General features: G+C 64.2%; 21 protein-coding genes. 7 read left to right on the forward strand and 14 right to left on the reverse strand.

All coding sequences use genetic code 11. From position 1 onward, the window contains the following. Positions 1 to 27: 27 nt before the first annotated feature. A complete protein-coding gene (locus tag EGO55_RS17415) occupies positions 28 to 270 on the reverse strand; it encodes an HP1242/YdcH family protein (protein WP_021690806.1) in 243 nt (80 codons plus the stop codon). A 91-nt stretch (positions 271 to 361) separates the two neighbouring features. Further along, positions 362 to 1963 carry an MBL fold metallo-hydrolase gene (locus tag EGO55_RS17420; protein WP_021690805.1) on the reverse strand — a complete coding sequence of 534 codons (1602 nt, stop codon included), beginning with the start codon at positions 1961 to 1963 and terminating at the stop codon, positions 362 to 364. 216 nt (positions 1964 to 2179) lie between these two features. Between EGO55_RS17420 and EGO55_RS17425 the strand changes: the two genes are divergently transcribed. Further along, entirely contained in the window at positions 2180 to 2407 is a 228-nt protein-coding gene (locus tag EGO55_RS17425; RefSeq protein ID WP_021246247.1) for a hypothetical protein, read from the forward strand. Here EGO55_RS17425 and EGO55_RS17430 read toward each other — a convergent pair. After that, positions 2385 to 2759 (reverse strand): ArsR/SmtB family transcription factor, encoded by a 375-nt coding sequence (locus EGO55_RS17430; RefSeq protein ID WP_031291857.1) that lies wholly within the window; start codon positions 2757 to 2759, stop codon positions 2385 to 2387. The genes EGO55_RS17425 and EGO55_RS17430 overlap by 23 nt on opposite strands. Continuing rightward, the gene (locus EGO55_RS17435; RefSeq protein ID WP_021246249.1) at positions 2756 to 3421 is read right to left on the reverse strand and encodes a peroxiredoxin; all 666 of its coding nucleotides are present in this window, start codon (positions 3419 to 3421) and stop codon (positions 2756 to 2758) included. The genes EGO55_RS17430 and EGO55_RS17435 overlap by 4 nt, the downstream gene beginning before the upstream one ends. Before the next feature lie 106 nt (positions 3422 to 3527). Here EGO55_RS17435 and trxC point away from each other — a divergent pair, with 106 nt between their 5' ends. From trxC to EGO55_RS17465, 6 genes are all read left to right on the forward strand, one after another. Further along, entirely contained in the window at positions 3528 to 3971 is a 444-nt protein-coding gene (gene trxC / locus EGO55_RS17440; RefSeq protein WP_021246250.1) for a thioredoxin TrxC, read from the forward strand. Positions 3972 to 4180: 209 nt separating this feature from the next. Then, complete coding sequence (locus EGO55_RS17445) at positions 4181 to 4825, forward strand: peroxiredoxin (RefSeq protein WP_021690804.1); 645 nt, start codon at positions 4181 to 4183, stop codon at positions 4823 to 4825. A gap of 71 nt (positions 4826 to 4896) precedes the next feature. Then, positions 4897 to 5817, forward strand: coding sequence for an MBL fold metallo-hydrolase (locus tag EGO55_RS17450; RefSeq protein WP_021690803.1), 921 nt, complete (start codon positions 4897 to 4899; stop codon positions 5815 to 5817). 4 nt (positions 5818 to 5821) lie between these two features. Beyond that, positions 5822 to 6610, forward strand: a complete 789-nt coding sequence (locus tag EGO55_RS17455; RefSeq protein WP_021246253.1) for a sulfite exporter TauE/SafE family protein — start codon at positions 5822 to 5824, stop codon at positions 6608 to 6610. Positions 6611 to 6638: 28 nt separating this feature from the next. Then, positions 6639 to 7499 carry a class I SAM-dependent methyltransferase gene (locus EGO55_RS17460; protein WP_021246254.1) on the forward strand — a complete coding sequence of 287 codons (861 nt, stop codon included), beginning with the start codon at positions 6639 to 6641 and terminating at the stop codon, positions 7497 to 7499. 25 nt (positions 7500 to 7524) lie between these two features. Beyond that, positions 7525 to 7776, forward strand: coding sequence for a hypothetical protein (locus EGO55_RS17465; RefSeq protein WP_021246255.1), 252 nt, complete (start codon positions 7525 to 7527; stop codon positions 7774 to 7776). Here EGO55_RS17465 and EGO55_RS17470 read toward each other — a convergent pair. From EGO55_RS17470 to EGO55_RS17515, 10 genes are all read right to left on the reverse strand, one after another. Then, the gene (locus EGO55_RS17470) at positions 7770 to 8486 is read right to left on the reverse strand and encodes an energy transducer TonB family protein (protein WP_021690801.1); all 717 of its coding nucleotides are present in this window, start codon (positions 8484 to 8486) and stop codon (positions 7770 to 7772) included. The genes EGO55_RS17465 and EGO55_RS17470 overlap by 7 nt on opposite strands. A gap of 6 nt (positions 8487 to 8492) precedes the next feature. Beyond that, positions 8493 to 10685, reverse strand: a complete 2193-nt coding sequence (locus tag EGO55_RS17475) for a TonB-dependent receptor (protein ID WP_096362195.1) — start codon at positions 10683 to 10685, stop codon at positions 8493 to 8495. Positions 10686 to 10794: 109 nt separating this feature from the next. Further along, complete coding sequence (locus EGO55_RS17480; protein ID WP_021246258.1) at positions 10795 to 11193, reverse strand: DUF2946 family protein; 399 nt, start codon at positions 11191 to 11193, stop codon at positions 10795 to 10797. A 60-nt stretch (positions 11194 to 11253) separates the two neighbouring features. Beyond that, positions 11254 to 12492 carry a TolC family protein gene (locus EGO55_RS17485; protein WP_021246259.1) on the reverse strand — a complete coding sequence of 413 codons (1239 nt, stop codon included), beginning with the start codon at positions 12490 to 12492 and terminating at the stop codon, positions 11254 to 11256. Beyond that, entirely contained in the window at positions 12492 to 12791 is a 300-nt protein-coding gene (locus EGO55_RS17490; RefSeq protein ID WP_021246260.1) for a DUF3240 family protein, read from the reverse strand. The genes EGO55_RS17485 and EGO55_RS17490 overlap by 1 nt, the downstream gene beginning before the upstream one ends. Further along, on the reverse strand, positions 12784 to 15855 hold the full coding sequence (locus EGO55_RS17495; RefSeq protein WP_021690800.1) for an efflux RND transporter permease subunit: 3072 nt from the start codon (positions 15853 to 15855) through the stop codon (positions 12784 to 12786). The genes EGO55_RS17490 and EGO55_RS17495 overlap by 8 nt, the downstream gene beginning before the upstream one ends. A 9-nt stretch (positions 15856 to 15864) precedes the next feature. Continuing rightward, on the reverse strand, positions 15865 to 16977 hold the full coding sequence (locus EGO55_RS17500; protein WP_021246262.1) for an efflux RND transporter periplasmic adaptor subunit: 1113 nt from the start codon (positions 16975 to 16977) through the stop codon (positions 15865 to 15867). Between the two features lie 57 nt (positions 16978 to 17034). After that, a complete protein-coding gene (locus tag EGO55_RS17505) occupies positions 17035 to 18051 on the reverse strand; it encodes a sensor histidine kinase (RefSeq protein WP_021246263.1) in 1017 nt (338 codons plus the stop codon). Next, on the reverse strand, positions 18048 to 18725 hold the full coding sequence (locus EGO55_RS17510; RefSeq protein ID WP_021246264.1) for a response regulator: 678 nt from the start codon (positions 18723 to 18725) through the stop codon (positions 18048 to 18050). Before EGO55_RS17510 ends, EGO55_RS17505 begins: the two co-directional genes overlap by 4 nt. 78 nt (positions 18726 to 18803) lie before the next feature. After that, complete coding sequence (locus EGO55_RS17515; protein ID WP_021246265.1) at positions 18804 to 19493, reverse strand: cytochrome b/b6 domain-containing protein; 690 nt, start codon at positions 19491 to 19493, stop codon at positions 18804 to 18806. Between the last annotated feature and the right edge of the window lie 9 nt (positions 19494 to 19502).

Here is a 19502-nt window from a genome sequence, read left to right on the forward strand (position 1 = left end):
ACGCGCCGCATCCGGCCCTTGGGCAGATCAGGCGGCCTGCGACAGGGCTTCGGCGATCTGATCCTTGATCGCGAGGCGGCGCTTGCGAAGTTCGGTCTCGTGATCTTGCGAGGTCGGTTCGATATTGGTTTCAGCCACGTGGATTTCGTCGTTCACGATATCATAATCGAGAAGAAGCTGCGCGAAGCGAGAGTCCGAAACCTTCAAGGCGTGAATCTTGTCCATCTGACCGGGGAATTCCTCGCTCAGGGTGTGGGGGGTATTCGACATAATTACTCCTTTGATGAAACTATGATATATAGCGAATTCGCGCGTGCCGGCACCCGTTTATGTCTGGGGCTGGTCACTTTGTTTTCGCCGATCAGCTCGATCGGCTCTTACGATGCTCGCGATAGGCCTGATAGGAATGCAGAATCTCGGCCATGCGGGCGAGTGCCTCGCGCCGGGCCGACGCGCTCTCGATATTCTGCAGTTCTTTTTTCAGATGGGTCGAAAAATCCGCATAGTCATTCTGCCAATCGCGGCCGACAGCCTCCTGTAGTTCCAGCTTTCCGGTCTTCAGGCGCTTGGACGAGGCGCGTGACGGCAGTGAATAGGTTTCCCCGATCTTCGGCGTGACAATCGATGCCGCAGCATCGTCCGCCTGCATCAGGCGGCGGAACGTCTCGATCGAGCCCTCTTCGCCGTGTCCCAGGAACAGGCTGCCATCGATCGGCTTCCGCGCCCTTATCCAGCGCTGCAGATCCTTCTGGTCGGCATGCGCCGAATAAGTGTCGATCCGCCGGATCTGCGCGCGCACCGCGACGTCCTGCCCCCAGATGCGCACGCGGTTCGCGCCATCGAGGATTGTCCGGCCAAGGGTGCCTGCGGCCTGGAAACCGACGAACAGGATCGTCGATTCACGGCGGCCGAGATTGTACCGCAGATGGTGACGGATGCGTCCCGCTTCGCACATGCCGGATGCCGCCATGATGATGGCTCCGGACATGTCGTTGAGCCGCATCGATTCCATCGTGCTGGCAGTGTAGTGGAACGAGGGGTGACGGAAGATTTCACCCGAGCCCATGTCTTCGAGTTCCCCGGCATGTTTGGCGAACACCTCTGTCGCGCGGGTCGCAAGTGGCGAATCGATGAACACCTGTGGATGCGCCAGGCGTCCGGTGTTGATCAGGGTCGCGATATCGAGGAGCAATTCCTGGGTGCGTTCGAGCGCGAAAACGGGAATGACGAGGTTGCCGCCGCGCGTAAGCGCTGCATTGATCTCGGCTTCCAGCAAAGTCCGGCGCTGCTCGATCGTCACGTCCTCGCGGACGCGGTCGCCATAGGTGCTCTCGCAGAACACATGATCGAGTCCTGCCGGACCCTCGGGATCGGCATGAAAGGCCTTGTGGTCTGGACCCAGGTCGCCGGAGAAGAGCAAGTGCACGCCACCGACCTCGATCTCCACGGATGTGGAACCCAGGATATGGCCCGCATTCCACAAGCGGGCCCGAAAACCGGCGGCAGGTGCGAACCAGTCGTGCAGCGCTACTGTCTCGACCTGTTCATAGGCCGCTTTGGAATCCGCTTCGGTATAGATCGGTTCGATCGGCTCCTCGTCCCGGCGATCCTGCCGTCGATTGCGGCGCTCCGCATCGCCCTCCTGAATTCGTCCGGCGTCGGGCAGCATGTAATACAGAAGGTCGCGGGTTTGCGGTGTCGCGAAGATCGGCCCGCGATACCCTTCCGCCGTGAGCCTGGGCAGCAGGCCGCTATGGTCGATATGCGCGTGCGTCAGGACAACGGCGTCGATCTTGCGCACGTCGAACTCGAAGGGGTCGCGATTGAGTGTTTCCAGCGTCCGGGATCCCTGGAACAAGCCGCAATCTATGAGGATCGTCTTTCCGCCATGGCGTAGTTCCATGCAGGAACCAGTGACTGTGCCGGCAGCGCCGTGGAAGGTTATGGTGGGTACGCTACTCATCGGTCCTCTCATTCTCTCGCCGGCGGTCCAATAGGCTGGTTATGCGCGGGTCGCAGGCCAATCATCTGTAAACTCGCCGATCTTCGTCTGTCCTTACGTATGGTTCCGAATTTGATCGGTGAAGCCCGGATCGATAGTGGCACTGAGATTGATTCCATGGAGTTCTTGCAAGGACGTGGGCGACGTCCGCGAACTGGTTGAGCTCAAGCAGGGAAAATGGAGGACGATGCCGCCCTCGAAGGCCAGACCTCGCTTCTTGACCGCGAAATTGCTCCCATGAGCCGGACGCTGGAGCGGATCAGGCGAGGCGCTTACGGCGAATGCTTGCAGTTATGGTATTCCACAAGCCTCGAAATGCTCTCTAACGTTGCAGCGATGATGTTCAGAACTTTCTTCGTAGACATCGTCCAGGACAATATCGTCACAAAATCTTGGCGAAGGTAGCGACCGATCCCTGGGGAAAAGGTCGCTTTGTTTTCGCGGCAGTGTCTCCTCTATTTATCGGAGTTCCCGCTAGAGCGCATAGCAATTCCGCTGTTCCCTCCATATTGGCCGATACGATGCTATAGAAAACGAGTTTCGCATCGCGGCGCGTCTGAACCAGTTCCGCCTTGCGCAAAATTGCGAGTTGTTGGGACAGGCCCGGTTGACCGATGCCGGTGAGGGCTTCGAGTTCGCCTACAGACTTCTCGCCATGTTCGAGGAGCGTCCGCAGGAGCTTCAGGCGGACGTCATGGGCGATCGCCTTGAGGACGCTGGCAGCCTCTTCAAGCTGCGTATCGGTGAAAGTCATCACTTGCCTGTTTTCCCATGCTTGTCGGGCTGCGTGCGGTGGAACCAGCAGCCATCGCCCGCCGCATCGAGCGCACCGTGCTGGTCCTGATAGGGCGGAAGAAGCACGTCATCGCCGGGATGCCAGCCTTCGGGGGTCACTACGTTGTCGTTGTCGACCCGTTGCAGCGCGGTCAGGACTCGAAGCAGCTCCTCCACCGATCGCCCGATGGTGGCTGGATAGCAGAGCTTGGCGCGGACAATGCCTTCGGGGTCGATGAAGAAGGTCGAGCGCAGCGTGGCCGCGTCGGGGGCGTTGTCCGCGAGCATTCCATAGGCGCGGCCGATCACCATCGAGGGATCTTCGACGATCGGGAAAGCGATGGTCACGCCGAAATGCTCGCGGATCGCCCTGATCCATCCGAGATGGGAATAGAGGCTGTCGACCGACACCGCGACCAGGTCGCAGCCGAGCGCCTTGAACCGATCGCTGGCGCGCGAGAGGGCGACGAATTCACTGGTGCAAACCGGCGTAAAATCGGCGGGATGAGAGAACAGCAGTACCCAGCGGCCGCGATGGCCGGACAGGGTCATGTCGCCCATCGTCGTGCGGGCGCGGAAATCAGGCGCGGGATCGCCGATCTGGATAGGGGAGCACACGGCATTGTCGTCTGCGTTCGAGTTCAACTTTCTCACTCCTGCAGAGAGGCAAGTCTTGAACCCTCTCCCTTACACGGTTACATCATGCGGGTAAACGATTAAGCGGTATTGGCGTTCCACAGGAGAGAAGCGCATGTCCGATGTCCCGCTGGTAGCCTGCCCGGTTTGCGCGAGCATCAACCGCGTTCCTGCAGCGAAGATCGGCGCGGCGCCAATTTGCGGGAAATGCGGAATGCCGCTTTTCCAGGGACAGCCGGTCGATGTCGACCAGGCGGCATTCGATCGGCATGTAGGTCGCGGAAGCCTGCCGGTTCTCGTCGATTTCTGGGCGAGCTGGTGCGGACCTTGCCGCGCCATGGCGCCGGCGTTCAAGGCGGCCGCTGCGGAGCTGGAGCCGCATGTCCGGCTCCTGAAGGTCGATACCGAAGCTGAGCAGGGTATTGCCGGGCGCTACCGCATTCAGTCGATTCCGACGCTGATCCTGTTCAGGGGTGGCCGCGAGGTCGCCCGACAGGCCGGGGCGATGGACCGTGCGCGACTCGTCGCCTGGACAAGGCAGGCGCTCGTCACCGCCTGATTCGGGGTGTGATGACCCCATACTTAGCATAAACGATGCTTTGACGTGTTCGCGCCTCTGGTCCCGTGCGCTGCGAATCCGGCCTAATTCGGCCGATTGCAGAAGTGATTGAAAAATCCGATCAAAGGAATTAGATTTATCGTGTTATCACGATTAATAGAAATGTGTATTCAATATCTGTCACTCACTCAGTCACAGGAGACGATAAAATGACAGACCAGGTCACTCCCTCCATGCCGCGGATCAACGAACCCGCGCCTGCCTTCAAGGCCAAGACGACCCACGGCGAACGCTCGCTCGACGATTACAAGGGCAAGTGGCTCGTTCTCTTTTCCCACCCCGCCGACTTCACGCCGGTCTGCACGACCGAATTCATGGGCTTCGCCAAGGCCGCCGACCGCTTCAAGGCGCTCAACTGCGAACTGCTGGGCCTCTCCATCGACTCGGTGCATTCGCACATCGCCTGGATGCGCAGCATCGAGGAGAAGTTCGGCGTCGAGATCCCGTTCCCGATTATCGACGATCTGTCGATGAACGTCGCCAAGGCCTTCGGCATGATCCATCCCGGTGCCTCGGACACCTCGGCCGTTCGCGCCACCTTCATCATCGACCCCGAAGGCATTGTCCGCGCGATGGTCTATTATCCGATGTCGAACGGCCGCTCGGTCGATGAATTCGTCCGCCTGCTCACCGCGCTCCAGACGTCCGACGCCAACAAGGTGGCGACGCCTGAAAACTGGCAGCCTGGCGAGCCGGTGATCGTGCTGCCGCCCGCGACGGCTGAAGCCGCCAGGGCCCGCAAGGACGAAGGTTACGACTACACCGATTGGTATTTCAGCAAGAAGACCCTCTGAGGCAGCTGGGCCGGCTTCGCGTCCCAAGTGCGAAGCCGGTACGCCGGGCCAGACAGGAAAGGACAAGGCCCATGGCCGACCCGCAAATCCGTGAAGCCACCCGCATCGTCGAGGCCGCGAGTAATGCGCGGCCCGCGGTCATCCGCAGCTTCTTCGACGAGGACACGTTTACCGTGACCCACGTCATCTCAGATCCCGCCACGGCCAAGGCCGCGATCATCGATAGCGTGCTCGATTTCGATCCGGCTTCGGGGCGCACCTCCTTCGCGTCGGCCGACAAGGTGATCGACTATATCCGGAGCGAAGGGCTCGAGGTCGAATGGCTGCTGGAGACGCACGCCCATGCCGACCATCTGTCGGCCGCGCCCTATCTTCAGGAGAAGCTGGGCGGCACGCTGGCGATCGGTCGCCATATTCTCACCGTGCAGGAGGTCTTCGGCAAGATCTTCAACGAGGGAACGCGCTTTGCTCGCGACGGCTCGCAGTTCGACCGGCTGTTCGATGACGGCGACCGTTTCAGGGTCGGCTCGATCGAGGCGATCGCGCTGCATGTGCCGGGCCATACGCCCGCCGACATGACCTATGTGATCGGCGATGCGGCGTTCATCGGCGACACGCTGTTCATGCCCGACTACGGCACGGCCCGCGCTGACTTCCCGGGCGGCGATGCGCGCACGCTTTATCGGTCGATCTGCCGCCTGCTGTCGCTCCCCGATCAGACCGGCCTTCATCTTTGCCACGACTACAAGGCCCCCGGGCGCGATACCTATGCCTGGGAAACGTCGGTCGGCGAGGAGCGAGAGCATAATGTCCATGTTCGCGACGGGGTGAGCGAGGACCAGTTCGTCGCCATGCGCGAGGCGCGCGATGCGACGCTCGGGATGCCGCGCCTCATCCTGCCGTCCATCCAGGTCAACATGCGCGGCGGCCACCTGCCCGAGCCGGAAGACAATGGCATGCGCTACCTCAAGCTGCCGATAAACGCGCTGTAAGGCCATGGCACTCGAACCCATCCAATATCTGCTTGGTGCCGGATCGGGCTCGCTCGTCGGATTCACGCTGGGGCTGGTGGGCGGTGGGGGCTCAATCCTCGCCGTCCCGCTCATGGTCTATCTGGTCGGCGTCGCCTCGCCGCATGTCGCGATCGGCACCAGCGCGCTGGCGGTCGCCGCCAATGCCGGGGCCAATCTCGTTCCCCACGCGCGCCAGCGGACGATCAAATGGCGTTGCGCCGGCATGTTCGCCGCCGCTGGTGTCGCCGGCGCCTATGCCGGATCGACGCTCGGTAAAGCGTTCGATGGACAGAAGCTGCTGTTCCTGTTCGCTCTGCTGATGGTCCTGGTTGGCGGGCTGATGCTAAAAAGCCGGGGCGATCCCGGCAATCCCGATGTCCAATGCCGGCGCGAGAATGCGCCCAAGGTGATCGGTTATGGGGCCGCCACTGGTCTCTTTTCCGGGTTCTTCGGCATCGGCGGGGGCTTCCTGATCGTGCCGGGACTGATGGCTTCGACCGGGATGCCGATGCGCAACGCCGTCGGATCGTCGCTGGTCGCCGTCACCGCTTTTGGTCTGACTGCCGCGCTCAACTATGCCCTTTCCGGCCTGGTTGATTGGGGGCTTGCTGCGGCGTTCATCGCCGGCGGCGTCATCGGCGGCCTTGTGGGCGCGGCGCTCTCTCGGCGGCTGTCGGCGCACAAGGGGGTGCTCAATACGATATTCGCACTGCTGATCTTTGCGGTTGCCGCCTACATGCTGTGGCAAAGCACCGCCGCGATCCTGGGCTGATTCTTGTAACGACGATGGGAATACATCGATGAACGATGCTGGGGAGAACAGGGAAGGTTTGGCCGCGCACGATTGGGCCGGCCAGGCGGGCATGCGTTGGCTCGCCCAGCTCGACCGCTTCGAAAGCATGATCGAGCCGATCGGCAGGGCGTTGCTTGCCCAGGCCGCATACAACTTCGGCGAAACGGTGGTCGATGTCGGATGCGGCGGTGGCTGGACCACGCGGCAGATCGCCACGGCCGTCGGCAACACCGGATTTGTGCTCGGCCTCGACATCTCACCCGATCTGGTGGGGATGGCCAGGGAACGGGCACAGCGCGCGGGCCTTGCCAATATCCGCTTTGAGCAGGGCGATGCCGCCACTGCGATGCCGAAAGAAGCGCCGTTCGATCGGCTGTTCTCGCGCTTCGGTTCGATGTTCTTCGCTGAGCCTTATCCCGCTTTCGCCAATCTGCGCCGGATGTTGCGCGATGGCGGGCGGCTCGACATCGCTGTCTGGGCGCCCATCGCTGACAATCCGTGGCAGCTTAGTGTCATGGGCATCATCAAGGAGCATATGGACCTGCCGACGCCGCAGTCGCGCGCGCCGGGACCATTCGCGCTCGGCGAGCAGGACTATGTGATCGACCTTCTCCAAAGCGCGGGTTTCTGCGAGGTCAGATTCGATGCCTGGACAGGTGAGCAGCGCGTGGGCGGCCCCGGCAGTGATCCCGAGAGCGCCGCTCGCTTCGTGCTTGAGGGGATGCAGATCGGCGATCTTGTTCGACAGAACGGGGCAGAGGTACGCAAGGCCATTCACCAGCATCTTGTCGAGCTGTTCGAGCGCCATTGCGATGAGAATGGCGTTCATATGGGGGCGAAGGCCTGGCTGGTGAGCGCACGGGCCTGAGAGCATTCAAGAAAAGGGTGATAATATGGCGCGCAAGAAGCTATCGCTTCGGCTTCCGGGGAAAGGTTCATCCGATGGTGACGCTGCCAATTCCGAGGAAATAGCGGCGGCGCTCGCACTGATCGAGACGCATGGGCAACGTGCCGGACAGGCTCTTGTCGATGAGGCGCAGGCTCCCATCAAGGCTCGCGACGATCACCGTGTTTTGTTTCTGGAACGTGTGCGCGTCGCCCTATTGACGATCGAGCCATCCTCGTCCGCCATGCGGCCTCAATGAAAGCTGAATGGTATCGTAAAGACCAACTGCTCGCTTTCCACGCCCATAGGCGGTGTTGGAAAAGGAGCAGCATTGCGCACCGTGCGGAGCGCCAGGCGATCGAGCGCGGCATTCCCGCTGCTGCCGGCCAGCTCGACGGCAATCAGCGCGCCGTCAGCCCCGACGATGAAGCGGACCGTTGCGACCCCGTCGAGGTGGATCCCCGCGGGCTTGCGCGCGGCTATTCGCGCCCAGAGCTGGCGCTGATAGGCCGCAAGCGCGGACTGTTTCTTATCATCCTGGGCTTGCGGCGGCGCGACCTCGGGTTCCGGCGCGGGCGGTCTGCTTACCGGCGCGACAGCGAACGGAGAGGCGATTGCTGGAGCAGCGGGTATAGGCGACGAAGCTGGTCCGCCTCTTTCTCCCGTCGTAGCCAGCTCAGGCGGGTGCGCAGGGCGCCGCTCCGGCGATAGGCGGGCCTCGTCTGTCCGCGATCGCGACAACGTTGAAGGCGGTGGTGACGGTGGCGACGGGGTAAACAACCGGAAGCGGCTCACCTGCACAGGCTGCGTCATTCGCAGCCGTCCCGATAGATTGGCATTGAGCGCCACTAGCACCAGCAGGCAGCATGACGCGGCGGCAAGGCCCGCGCCCAGGCGCTGCGACCAGGCCGAGGGCTGGCCATAGCCTGCCCTCGGCTCCTCGTTCATGTCGTGCGAGTTCGGGAGCATGGGCGCTCAAAACGCAATCGTGATCCCGGCGTTGACCGATCGCCCCCGGCCCGGAACCGGGCGGCGCACGCCGGTCGCCTTCAGATCGCCGAGCGACATGCCGCTAAGCGGAGCATAATAGGCCTTGTCGAACAGATTGTCGGCGCCGAGCGTCAGGCGAACCTTGTCGATGCGATAGGCGAGCTGGACATTGAGCAGCGCGTAGCTGCCCGTCCGCGGTTCGTTGCGGGTCGGATCGGCGCGATCCTTTTCCGTCACGATGTCGAGGTCAATCCGGGTTTCGAGGCCGCCGATCCGATGCTCGAGGCTCAGCGCCGCATTGAACGGCATCTGGTGATAGAGCGGTGCGTGGTCGGTCAGATTCTGGCCGTGCAGCCAGCTCGCGCGCGCGGTCAGACGCGCGGTGCCGGCCGACGACGATGACCATAGCGGCACGGCGCCCGATATGTCGATGCCGTAGATCTCTGCCTTCTGGTTGGCGAACTGCAATTGAACGAACCCGGTCGGACTGCCCATCATGTCGGTGAAGTCCGCCAGCTTAACGGCGTCGATATATTCGTCGACATGGGTGTAATAGGGCGCGATCTTGAACGACCAGCCATCCTTGCCGCCTCCGGAAATGGCCAGGGCGGCGCTCAGCGTATCGGCCTTTTCGGGGCGAAGGTCGAGGTTGCCGACATAGCCGTTCCCGTCGCCGAACCACCCGATCATGCGGCTCGCCATGCTGCCCCGGCCCCAGCTATAGCGCTCGTAGATATTGGGCGAGCGAACCTTGCGGGCATAGCCGATCTCGATATCCGCCCCGTCCGAAAGCGCGTAGCGGACCAGCAGGCTGCCGCTCCAATTGCTGTCGTGGCGCTTGCGGTCGGCCTTGTTGAACGCCGCTGCCGCCATGACATCGGCCATCTGCATCATGCCGGTGCCATAGGGCGCGACCTTGCCGGTGTTCATCCAGACCTGATCGTTACGGATGCCGGCGATGAGGGAGAAACCGCTATCCCAGCGCGTTTCCCACTCGAGGAAGGTGCCGAGCCGATCGCGCTTGGCCCCGTTGACGTTGATGAACGCATTCGGCCCCATCATCATATTGCCCACAACGGGCGGCCAATAGTCGTTGAGCCATTGATGCTGGAATTCGCTGCCCAGGCGCAGCGTGCCGCCGCCGAGCAATATATCCGCCTGGACGGTATAGCTCGCGCTGTGGACCTCCGTGTTCATCGGCATCCCGCCGGTCGCGGTCCCGCCCTTGTCGGCGAGGAAGTTCATGACGTGGTCGGTGTCGCGCCAGCTCGCCCGCACATCGAGATTGCCCCAATCGAAGACGCCGGCATAATGGCCGTTCAGGAACCATGATTTGTTGGACGTCATGTCCATATATTGGTTCGGGAAACCCTCATAGGGCGTGAAATGATAGCCGCCTTTCAGCTCGATCAGGCCGTTGCTGACTTGCGCTGCGAGATTGAGGCTGTGGTCGGTCTTGGCATATTCGCTGGACCGCACGCCCCCCAGCGAGCCGCCGCCCTTGAAATTGCCGGCCTGGGTATAGGAGCCGCTATAGGTCAGGCTGAGCCTGTCGCTTGCGGCCGTCACGGACAGCGCGCCGCCGAACCCGTCGCCATTGCTTCGATAGAAGGCCGATGCTTCGCCGGTCAGCAGCGTTTCGCCCTGTTTCGCAAAGCGGGGCGGAGCGCTCTCGACGCGAATGATCCCGCCGATGCTGTCGCCGCCATAGCTGACTGGCGAAACGCCGGTAATGACGTCGATCGCGCTCACGGTTTGCGGATCGGTGTAGGACAGGGGCGGATTCATATCGTTCGGACAGGCCGAGGCAATCGCCACGCCGTCGACCAGCACGGTCAAGCGCTGCGCTTCAAGGCCCCGGATCACCGGCAAGGTCGAGAAGCCCCCGGCCCCATAGCCGCTGACGCCGGGTACGCTTTGCAGGATCGCTGCGGTATCGCTCGAGCCGACCTGAAGGTCGCGCAGGCGCGAGGGGGAAAGCCGCTCACCCGAAACCGTCGACCCCGCCTCGCTCGCCGAGCTAACGTCGACCTCTGGCAGCGGCGTCCCGTCCTGGGCGAAGGCTCGCGAGATGGGGGCGCCCGCCAGCACAGCGACGAGTGCGGGAAAAGCGAAGCTCCCGGCGAGGCGAACCTTGAAAGTTGGTTGCTTGCTGGTGGAGCGAGCGAAGGCAGGCATGGTGGTTGCCGCGCAATGCGCGGAATCAAGCATAATCGTCATGTCGGAATCCTGATTCACATGCGGCGCCCCGGCGAGGGGCGCCCATCAACGGGGAATGTCGAAGGAATCAGGTGGTGGGAGGACCGATCGCCGGCGGGCGCAGATAGGTGCCGCGCCGGAGGACTATGCGGTTTGGACGCCGAAAAACCGTTGCGAGGATGAAGGCGAGGGCGACGGCTAGGAGCAGCGCATCGACGGCCGCGAGCGATGGCGAGGACAGGCCGGTAAAGGCGCAAGGCGCTTCCGCCTTCTTGTGCTCGTCATGGTCCTGCTCGCCGCCTTTGCTCGGCAACTTGATTGCGATCTTCTGAGGCCCTTGCCCCGAGCACAGCTGGACCAGGATCACGCCATTCGAGACGACCGGCATGAAACCCGCCGGCACCAACGCCTTCACGAGCAGCGCAGCGCCTAGCAGGAGCGCGCACAGCCAATGGTGCCGGACAAGGAATTTGCGAGCTTCGGTCACGCAGCATCCTCTAAGTGCAGGCTCGTTTCATGTCGAGAATGTTTGCTTGCCGTATGTTAGCTAGTCGTGCCCCGCTTCATCTGGTGCCCAGATGCTGTGGGAATCGATCTGGATCTTGAGCAGAGCACGATCGGCTTCGGAGCGCGCCTCGATTTCCATTCGGCGCGCGTCATTGGCCTGCCGGCGGGCATAGAGCATATCGGAGAGGTCGATCTGCCCGAGTTGGTAACCGCGCACCGTCCTTTCGGCGGCGTCGCCGGCGCTGCGCGCCGAAGCGTCGGCATTGCGCCAGGCATCGAGCCGGGTGTGCGCGTTGGAAAGGTCGGCATTGGCGGTCGCCTCGATGCTGCGCTGCACGGCCGCGAGTTCCATGCGCGCGGCATTGGCCTCGGCTGACGCCTGATCGGCTGCGGCTCTGCGATAGCCACCGCCGAGCGGGATTAAAGCCACCACGCCCGCGCCGGCTTCCGCGCCGCCGCGCTCGCTGAACAGGCGGACGCCGAAGCTCGGGTCTGCGATGCGATCCGCTCGCACCCGACGCGAAGTCACGTTCAGACGCTGCGCTTCCTTGTCGGCGGCGCGGATCTCGTGACTGCGCTCGATTACCAGGTCGCGCATCGCTTCCAGCCCCTGGGCGGGCAGCATGGGGTCGGCCAGTTCTGGTGGTTCGGAGGGGAGCGGGATTTCCGGAAAGGACGCTGCGAAGGTCACGCGCGCCTGTTCGCGCAGCGAGAGTGACGATGCGGCCTGCGCGCGCGCCTGAGCCAGCGCCGCCTGCGCCTGGTCGAGGTCGAGTTGGGCGGCGTCTCGCAGCGTGACCCGCCGCTTTATGGCGGCGATTGCCTCCTCCAGCCCGCGGACGCTGTCGAGATCGTTGCGATAATGGCTTCCCGCAGTGAGCCAGTCGTGCCAATAGCCGGCCAGCAGCAGCGCGGTTTGATGGCGGACATCCTCCATCTGGTTTTCCGCGACCTCAATGCCGAGCGCACCGGCTTCGCGGTCGAGCGCGGCCTTGCCCGGCAGGCGGAATGGGCGGCTGATTGTCGTATCGAATTCGTCGAACCCGCCTTCGCGATCGACGGTTCGGCGAATGTAGCTGCCGCTCACCGTCACTTCGTGGGGGCCTTTGCGCAGCATATCGCCGCGTGCCCGTGCGGCTTCGACGCGCGCAATTGCGGCGGCGACGCTGGGGTGATTGTCGAGCGCTTCGTTGACCTTGTCGGCAGGCGGCAGATCGGTATGCTGGGCCAGGGCAGGCGCGGCCGTCAGAAGGCCGAGAGCGGCGAGTACGATCCGCATCAGGCGATCCTTCCATGATCGAGCAGGGGCGTCGTGCGCCACCGGACCGGCAGATCGCGCCGCGCGTCTTTTACGGTGCGGAGCAGGTCGGGCACCGCGTCTGCGCTCACGATCAGTTCGAGCGTCGAACGCTTCAATTCGCCCGACACGCGCTCGGCGGTTCCCGCATCGCCAAAATCGCGACCTCGCACAGCTTCCCCGCGGACATGGATTGGCGTGGGGGAGACGGCGCGGATCGCGTCCACGAGAAGCTCGGTATCGCGGGTGGCGCAATGGAGGGTGAACAGCAGGTCAGGCATTAGCGGCCTCCCCGGCGCTTTCCCCGAAGCGCTCGAACAGGATCGGCAGTAGGACCAGCGTCAGCAAAGTGGAGGTAATGAGGCCGCCGATCACCACGATCGCGAGCGGCCGCTGGATCTCGGACCCCGGCCCGCTGGCGAACAGCAGGGGGACGAGGCCGAAGGCCGTGATGCCGGCAGTCATCAGCACCGGTCGCAGCCGACGCTGCGCGCCCAGGCGCACGGTCTCGGCCATACCCACCCCGTCGGCGCGCAACTGGCGGAAATAGGCCACCAGCACCAACCCATTGAGCACGGCGATGCCGAGCAGGGCGATGAACCCCACCGACGCCGGGACCGAGAGATACTCGCCCGACAGCCACAGCGAGATCAGCCCGCCGACCATCGCGAAGGGGATGTTGGAGAGGATCAGCAGCGCGGCGCGCAATGAGCGCAGCGCCGCCAGCAGGACGAGGAAGATCAACACCAGCGCTACGGGCACCACCATCATCAGCCGGGCCGATGCGCGCTGCTGGTTCTCGAACTGACCGCCCCAGACGATGCTGTAGCCTGCCGGTAGCCGTACCTTGGCGGTGACCTGCGCCTTCGCCTCATCGACATAGCCGACCAGATCGCGGCCGGAGACGAAGGCCTGCACCAGCGCGAAGCGCGAGCCGTTCTCGTGATCGAGCTTCACCGGTCCCTGCGTGCGCTCCACCCGCGCCATGTCGCTGACACGCGCCAGCGTGCCATCGGGCGTGCGCAATTGCAGGTCGGCGAAACGGGCCGGATCGCTCCGGATGCCGTCGTCACCGCGAATGACGATCGGAATGCGTTTCTGACCTTCGGCCACGACCCCGGACCGCACGCCCTCGACCTGTGCGCGCAGCGCGTCCTGGAACTGGTCGACCGGCATCCCGAACCGCCCCGCCGCCGCGCGGTCGATGTCGAGTTGGAGATAGTCCACATTGTCGTTGGCGACCGTCAGGACCTCCGATGAGCCGTGGATGCCGGACAGGATATCCTGGATCCGACCCGCGAGCTCGGCGAGCGTTGCGGTGTCAGGCCCGAAAATCTTGACCGCTAGATCGCCGCGCGCGCCGGTGAGCATCTCCGAGACGCGCATCTCGATCGGCTGGGTGAAACTCGATTGGATACCGGGCAGGCCGTCCAGCGCCTTGCGCATTTCCCCGACGACGAAATCCTTGTCCCCGCGCCATTGCGAGCGCGGCTTCAACTGGACGAAGCTGTCGGTCTCGTTCGGTCCCATCGGATCGAGACCGATCTCGTCGGAGCCGACGCGGGCGATCACGTCCTCCACCTCCGGCACGGTGCGGAGCGCGCGCTGCACCGCCATGTCGCCGGCCACCGATTGGTCCAGGCTGATCGAGGGCAGCTTGGTAAGCTGCACGATCACCGAGCCTTCGTCCATCGTCGGCATGAAGGTCTTCCCGGCCGCGCCATAAGCGAGGCCCGCCAGCACCAGCCCGGTGGCGGAGAGACCATAGACCAGCTTCTTGTGCGCGAACGCCGCGTCGAGCAGCGCCTGGTAGCGCGGGCCGATCTGCCGCATGATCCATGGCTCACCATGATGGCCGCTCCTGAGGCTGAAGGAGGCAAGGACCGGCACCAGCGTCAGGGCGAGCAGCAGGGAGCCCGCGAGCGCGAAGACGATGGTGAGCGCGACGGGCGCGAACAGCTTGCCCTCCAGCCCCTGCAGCGAAAGCAGGGGCAGGAACACGAGCGCGATGATGACGATGCCCGCCGACACCGGCACGATCACCTCGCTGGTTGCGCGGAATACGTGGTTGAGTCGGGGCGTGTCCTCGCCCTGGGCATGGCTCAGGCGCTCGACGACATTCTCGACCACCACCACCGCGCCGTCGACCAGCATCCCGATCGCGATGGCGAGCCCGCCGAGGCTCATGAGGTTCGCGGACAGCCCCATGACGCGCATGAACAGGAAGGTGATGAGCGCGGCCATCGGCAGGGTCGCCGCGACGATCGTGGCCGCACGCCAGTCGCCGAGGAACAGGATCAGCAGCACGACGACCAGCACGGTCGCTTCCAGCAGCGCCTCCTCGACCGTGCCGACCGCGCGCCCGATCAGATCGGAGCGATCGTAGAAGACATGGATCTGCGTGCCTGCGGGCAATCTGTGCTGAAGCCCGGCAAGCCGCGTCCGCACGCCATCGACCACCGCCCGCGCATCCGCGCCGCGCAGCGCGATCACCAGGCCCTCCACCGCCTCGGCCTTGCCGCCGCGCGTCACCGCCCCATAGCGGGTGAGGCTGCCGGTGCCGACTGTGGCGACGTCGCCCAGGCGGACGATGCGGCCGTCCCGGCTGGCGATGACCAGCGTTTGCAGATCCTCCACGCTGCGGATCGCGCCCACGGCCCGGACGATCAGCGATTCCTCGCCATCGGTCAGGCGCCCCGCGCCGTCATTGCGATTGCCGCTTTCGATCGCGGTGCGCAGATCGGAGATCGAGAGCTTCGCGCTCGCCAGCGCCACCGGATCAGGCCGGACCTCGAAGGTACGAACATAGCCGCCCAGCGCGTTCACGTCCGCGACGCCGGGCACTGTGCGCAGCGCCGGGCGGATCGTCCAGTCGAGCAGTTCGCGTTTCTGCTGGAGAGACAGCGGCCCTTCGATCGTGAACATGTAGACGTCGGACAGGGGCGTCGAGATCGGCGCGAGACCGCCGGTCACGGCAGCAGGCAGATCGCCCGTCACGCCCGCCAGCCGTTCGGCGACCTGTTGGCGCGCCCAGTAGATGTCGGTGCCGTCGGTAAAGTCGATGGTTATGTCGGCGATGGCATATTTGGCGCTCGAGCGCAGGATCGCCTGGTTGGGAATGCCGAGCATCTCCGTCTCGATCGGCGTGATGACGCGGCTCTCGACCTCCTCCGGCGTCATGCCGGGGGCTTTGAGGATCAGCTTCACCTGGGTCTGCGCGATGTTGGGATAGGCATCGACCGGCAAGTTGACAAAAGCCCAGACCCCGAGCCCGGCCGTGGCGGCGGCAAGGATCAGGACGAGCAGACGATAGGACAGCGCGGTGGCGACAAGCGAACGCAGCATCGGGAGAGCCTATTGCGCGGTGGCGAGCGCCTTGAGCGCGCTCGTACCGGAAACCACCACCTGTTCACCGGGCCTGATCCCGGAGAGCAGCACCGTGCGGCCATCACTGCCGCCGCCGCCGGTCACGGCGCGCACGGCAAAGCCGCCGCGCGCGGTCACGAACACAACCGGCTTGCCGTCGATCATGGTGACCGCCGTATCGGGCACGCTGACCGCGCCCGCCGGCGCCGGGCCGACGATGACGATGCTGGTTGCGCGCCCCGCGACAACACCGGGTCCGGCCGGAATCTCCGCCTTGAGGCCGGCCGAACGGGTCGCGGGATCGATGGCCGTTCCCACCGCGACGATCCGGCCGGTGAGGTTGGGAAGTAGCCGCACGCTCATGCCGGGGCGCACTTGCCCGATCAGCCGTTCGGGCAATTGGCCGACCACTTCATAGCGATCCGTCGCGTCGATCACATAGGGCGCGGTGGTGCCGTCCACCGGATTGCCGGTCTGGATGGAGGCGCTGGTGACGCGACCCGCGATAGGAGCCGTCAGCGTATAGGAGCCGCTGGCGCCATGACCGCCCACCATCGCCAGGATGCGCGACTTTTCCGAAACGTCGGCGCGAGCCTCGGCTGCGATGGCATTGGCTTCGTCAGCGCGCGCGCCTGCGATGATGCCTTCGCGGCTGAGCAGGGAGAGCCGCGCGGCATTGGCCTCGGCTACGCCACGCCGCGCGTTCGCGCGGCTGAGGTCCGCGCCGATCGTCAGCACGTCGCGGCTGGCGATGATCGCCAGCGGCTGGCCCCGCCGCACGCTGTCGCCCTCGACCACGAGAGTCCGCAACACGGTGCCGGGAAAGGTCGCGGCCACCGCCACCCGGGCGTTGGCGGGAGGCTCGATCATCGCGGGGATGGTGGCGAGCGCCGCATCCGCGGCTGCCGTCGCGGGCATAAGGCGGATACCCATCTGCGCGGCGCGGCGCGCATCCACCGCCAGGATCCCATCTGTCGGTTGGGCGTTGCTTGCCGGCGCGGAGTTGCCCGTCTCGACCGGCCGACTGGCGAACCACCACAGGCCTGATAGAATCAAGGCGATCGTCGCGGCGCCCGCAATGAGGGTGTATCGTCTGGACATGCGCTCGGGCTAGGGAGCGTTCCTGACCGAACCCTGACGGGATATGAGGATTGAAGATCAGGTCGCGGGAAAACGCAGCACCAGTTCACGGTCGGCCGGATCGGTCTCAAGCGTGCCGCCATGGGCCGCCATGATCCGGTCGACGATAGCGAGGCCGAGGCCGGCGCCATCCTTGCTCGCATGGTCGGCGCGGCGGTGGCGTTGCACAAGGTCGCGCAACCTTTCGAGCGCCAGCCCAGGGCCCTCGTCCCGCACGCCCAATAGCGCGTGGGGGCCGGCGAAGACCTGGATCGTGCCACCAGCCGGCGTCACGCGCGCGGCATTCTCGATCAGATTGCGCAGCGCTGCCGCAATCGCTTCGCGCCTGCCGTTCACGACCGCAGCCTGACCGCGGGTATCGAACGCGATCAGCTTGCCTTGTGCGATGATCCCCGGCGCCACGGCGCTGACGACCTCGCTCGCCACATCCGCGAGTGACACCTGTTCGGGAGCGGTCTGGGCGGCCTCCGCCGCGTCGATCTGCGCGAGCAGCATGAGTTGGTCGATCAGCCGGCGCATGGCCGCCACGTCTTCCTTGAGGCGCGCGGCGTCGTCATAGTCAAGCCGGTCGAGTTCGAGAGACAGGAGGGCGAGCGGCGTGCGCAACTCGTGCGCGACGTCGGCGGCGAACGCTTCCTGCCGCCGCGCGGCCTGATCGAGCCGCGCCAACAGATCGTTGACCGCATAGACGAAGGGTAGCGCCTCGGCGGGCATTTGCGACGCATCGATGCGGAACCCTCGTTCGTGGCCCTGTGCAGCCTCGATCCGGGCGGCGGCATCTTCCAGCGGTGCGAAGGCCTGGCGGATCACTCGGAGCACCATGATCGCGACGGGAACGAGCAGGACGACAAGCGGCAGAGCGACATGCTCAAGCATTTCCTTGATCGCGCGGATCATCGCCGCGCGTGCATCGAGATGTGTGAAGGTGACACTGTAGAAGAAGGCGACCGCCGCCAGCAGCAGAACGGTGCCCGCCACACCAATCAGGCCCAAACCGCGTTTGAGGCGCCGTGAGATGGAGCGCTGCACGGTCATGCCTTCCCGTCCTTCAGCATATAGCCGACACCCCGAACGGTATGGAGCGCGCCGGCCACGCCCGTGTCTTCGAGCTTGCGGCGCAGACGCGAAATGGCGGCTTCGACCGCATTGGGGGTCACCGGATCGTTGAAGCTGTAGAGCGCGTTCTCGATCACTTCGCGATGGACCACCGTGCCGGCTCGCCGCATCAGCAGTTCCAGAAGGTCCGCCTCGCGGCGCGAAAGGTCGATCTCGCGATCGCCAATGCTGGCAGAGCGGCTTGCCGTGTCGAAACGCAGCATGCCGACTTCGATGACGGGCTGGGTTCGAACGCCAGGCCGGCGCAGCAGGGCGCGGATGCGCGCGGCGAGCTCGTCGATCTCGAAGGGTTTGACGATATAATCGTCTGCGCCGGAATCGAGACCGGTGACGCGATCCTCCAGCGCCCCACGCGCGGTCTGGATGATGGCAGGCGGCATCTGCTGATATTTTCGGCGGCTCGCGAGCCAGTCGATCCCGTCGCCGTCGGGCAGGCCGAGGTCGAGTATGATGGCATCATAGCTCGCGCTGCCCATCGCAGCGTCGGCTTGTGCGAGATCATGGGCAACATCGCACACGAAGCCCCGGCGCTGAAGACCGTCGGCGATCAGTGCCGCCATTCGCTCATTATCTTCGACGATGAGAAGGCGCATGGGTTTAATGTAGACTTTCCACCAGGAACGAAAGGCAAGAAGGATTGAAGCTTTCTACCAGACCATCAACCGATGTTTTCAATCCCTTTCCTCGTGCGAACCGTGATGGGAATGGCGTTGCTGCGGCGCGAAGGCGGTCGGATCCACCATGACAATGGCGATGATTGCCAGAACGATCGCTGCGGCACCAAGTAGAGCCGCAAACAAGCCTGGTCCCCGAGCCTCACGCACATTCGGATAGAGGCTGTTCTTCTTGCGGCCGCTGATCATCGCGCGAACAAGGTTTTCGCCGGTGAGCAGCGACATCAACAGCACGGCGCCGACATGAAGCCCGATCAAAGCAAGCAGGCTGTAGGCGAGGGCTTCATGAAGGTCTTTGTCCATGCCGCCTGCCGCAACGCTGCTGCCGCTCCAGATGACGATTCCGGTCAATCCGATCAGCGCCACGACTGCGATCGCGCCCAGTGGATTATGACCCACGGAACGTCGAGGATGGCCAGCTAGAAGGTCGCGTGCATGGGTGGCGATTGCTGTTGGCCGAATGAAATTCACGAACCGGGCATGCTCGCCTCCGACGAAGCCCCAGATCAGACGGAACGCAAGCAAGGCAGCAGCAGACCATCCTGCGACCATATGCCACGATGCGATCGGACTATCGTCGTCGGAAGAGAGAAACGCGATCGAGATCGCTAGGACCAGCAGCCAATGGAATAGCCGTAGCGGCGTGTCCCAAACCTTGAATGTCCTTGTATATTCAGAATTTGTCATCACGTTCGC

Origin of the sequence: Caenibius tardaugens NBRC 16725, assembly GCF_003860345.1 — a bacterium.
Classification (GTDB): Bacteria; Pseudomonadota; Alphaproteobacteria; order Sphingomonadales; family Sphingomonadaceae; genus Caenibius; species Caenibius tardaugens.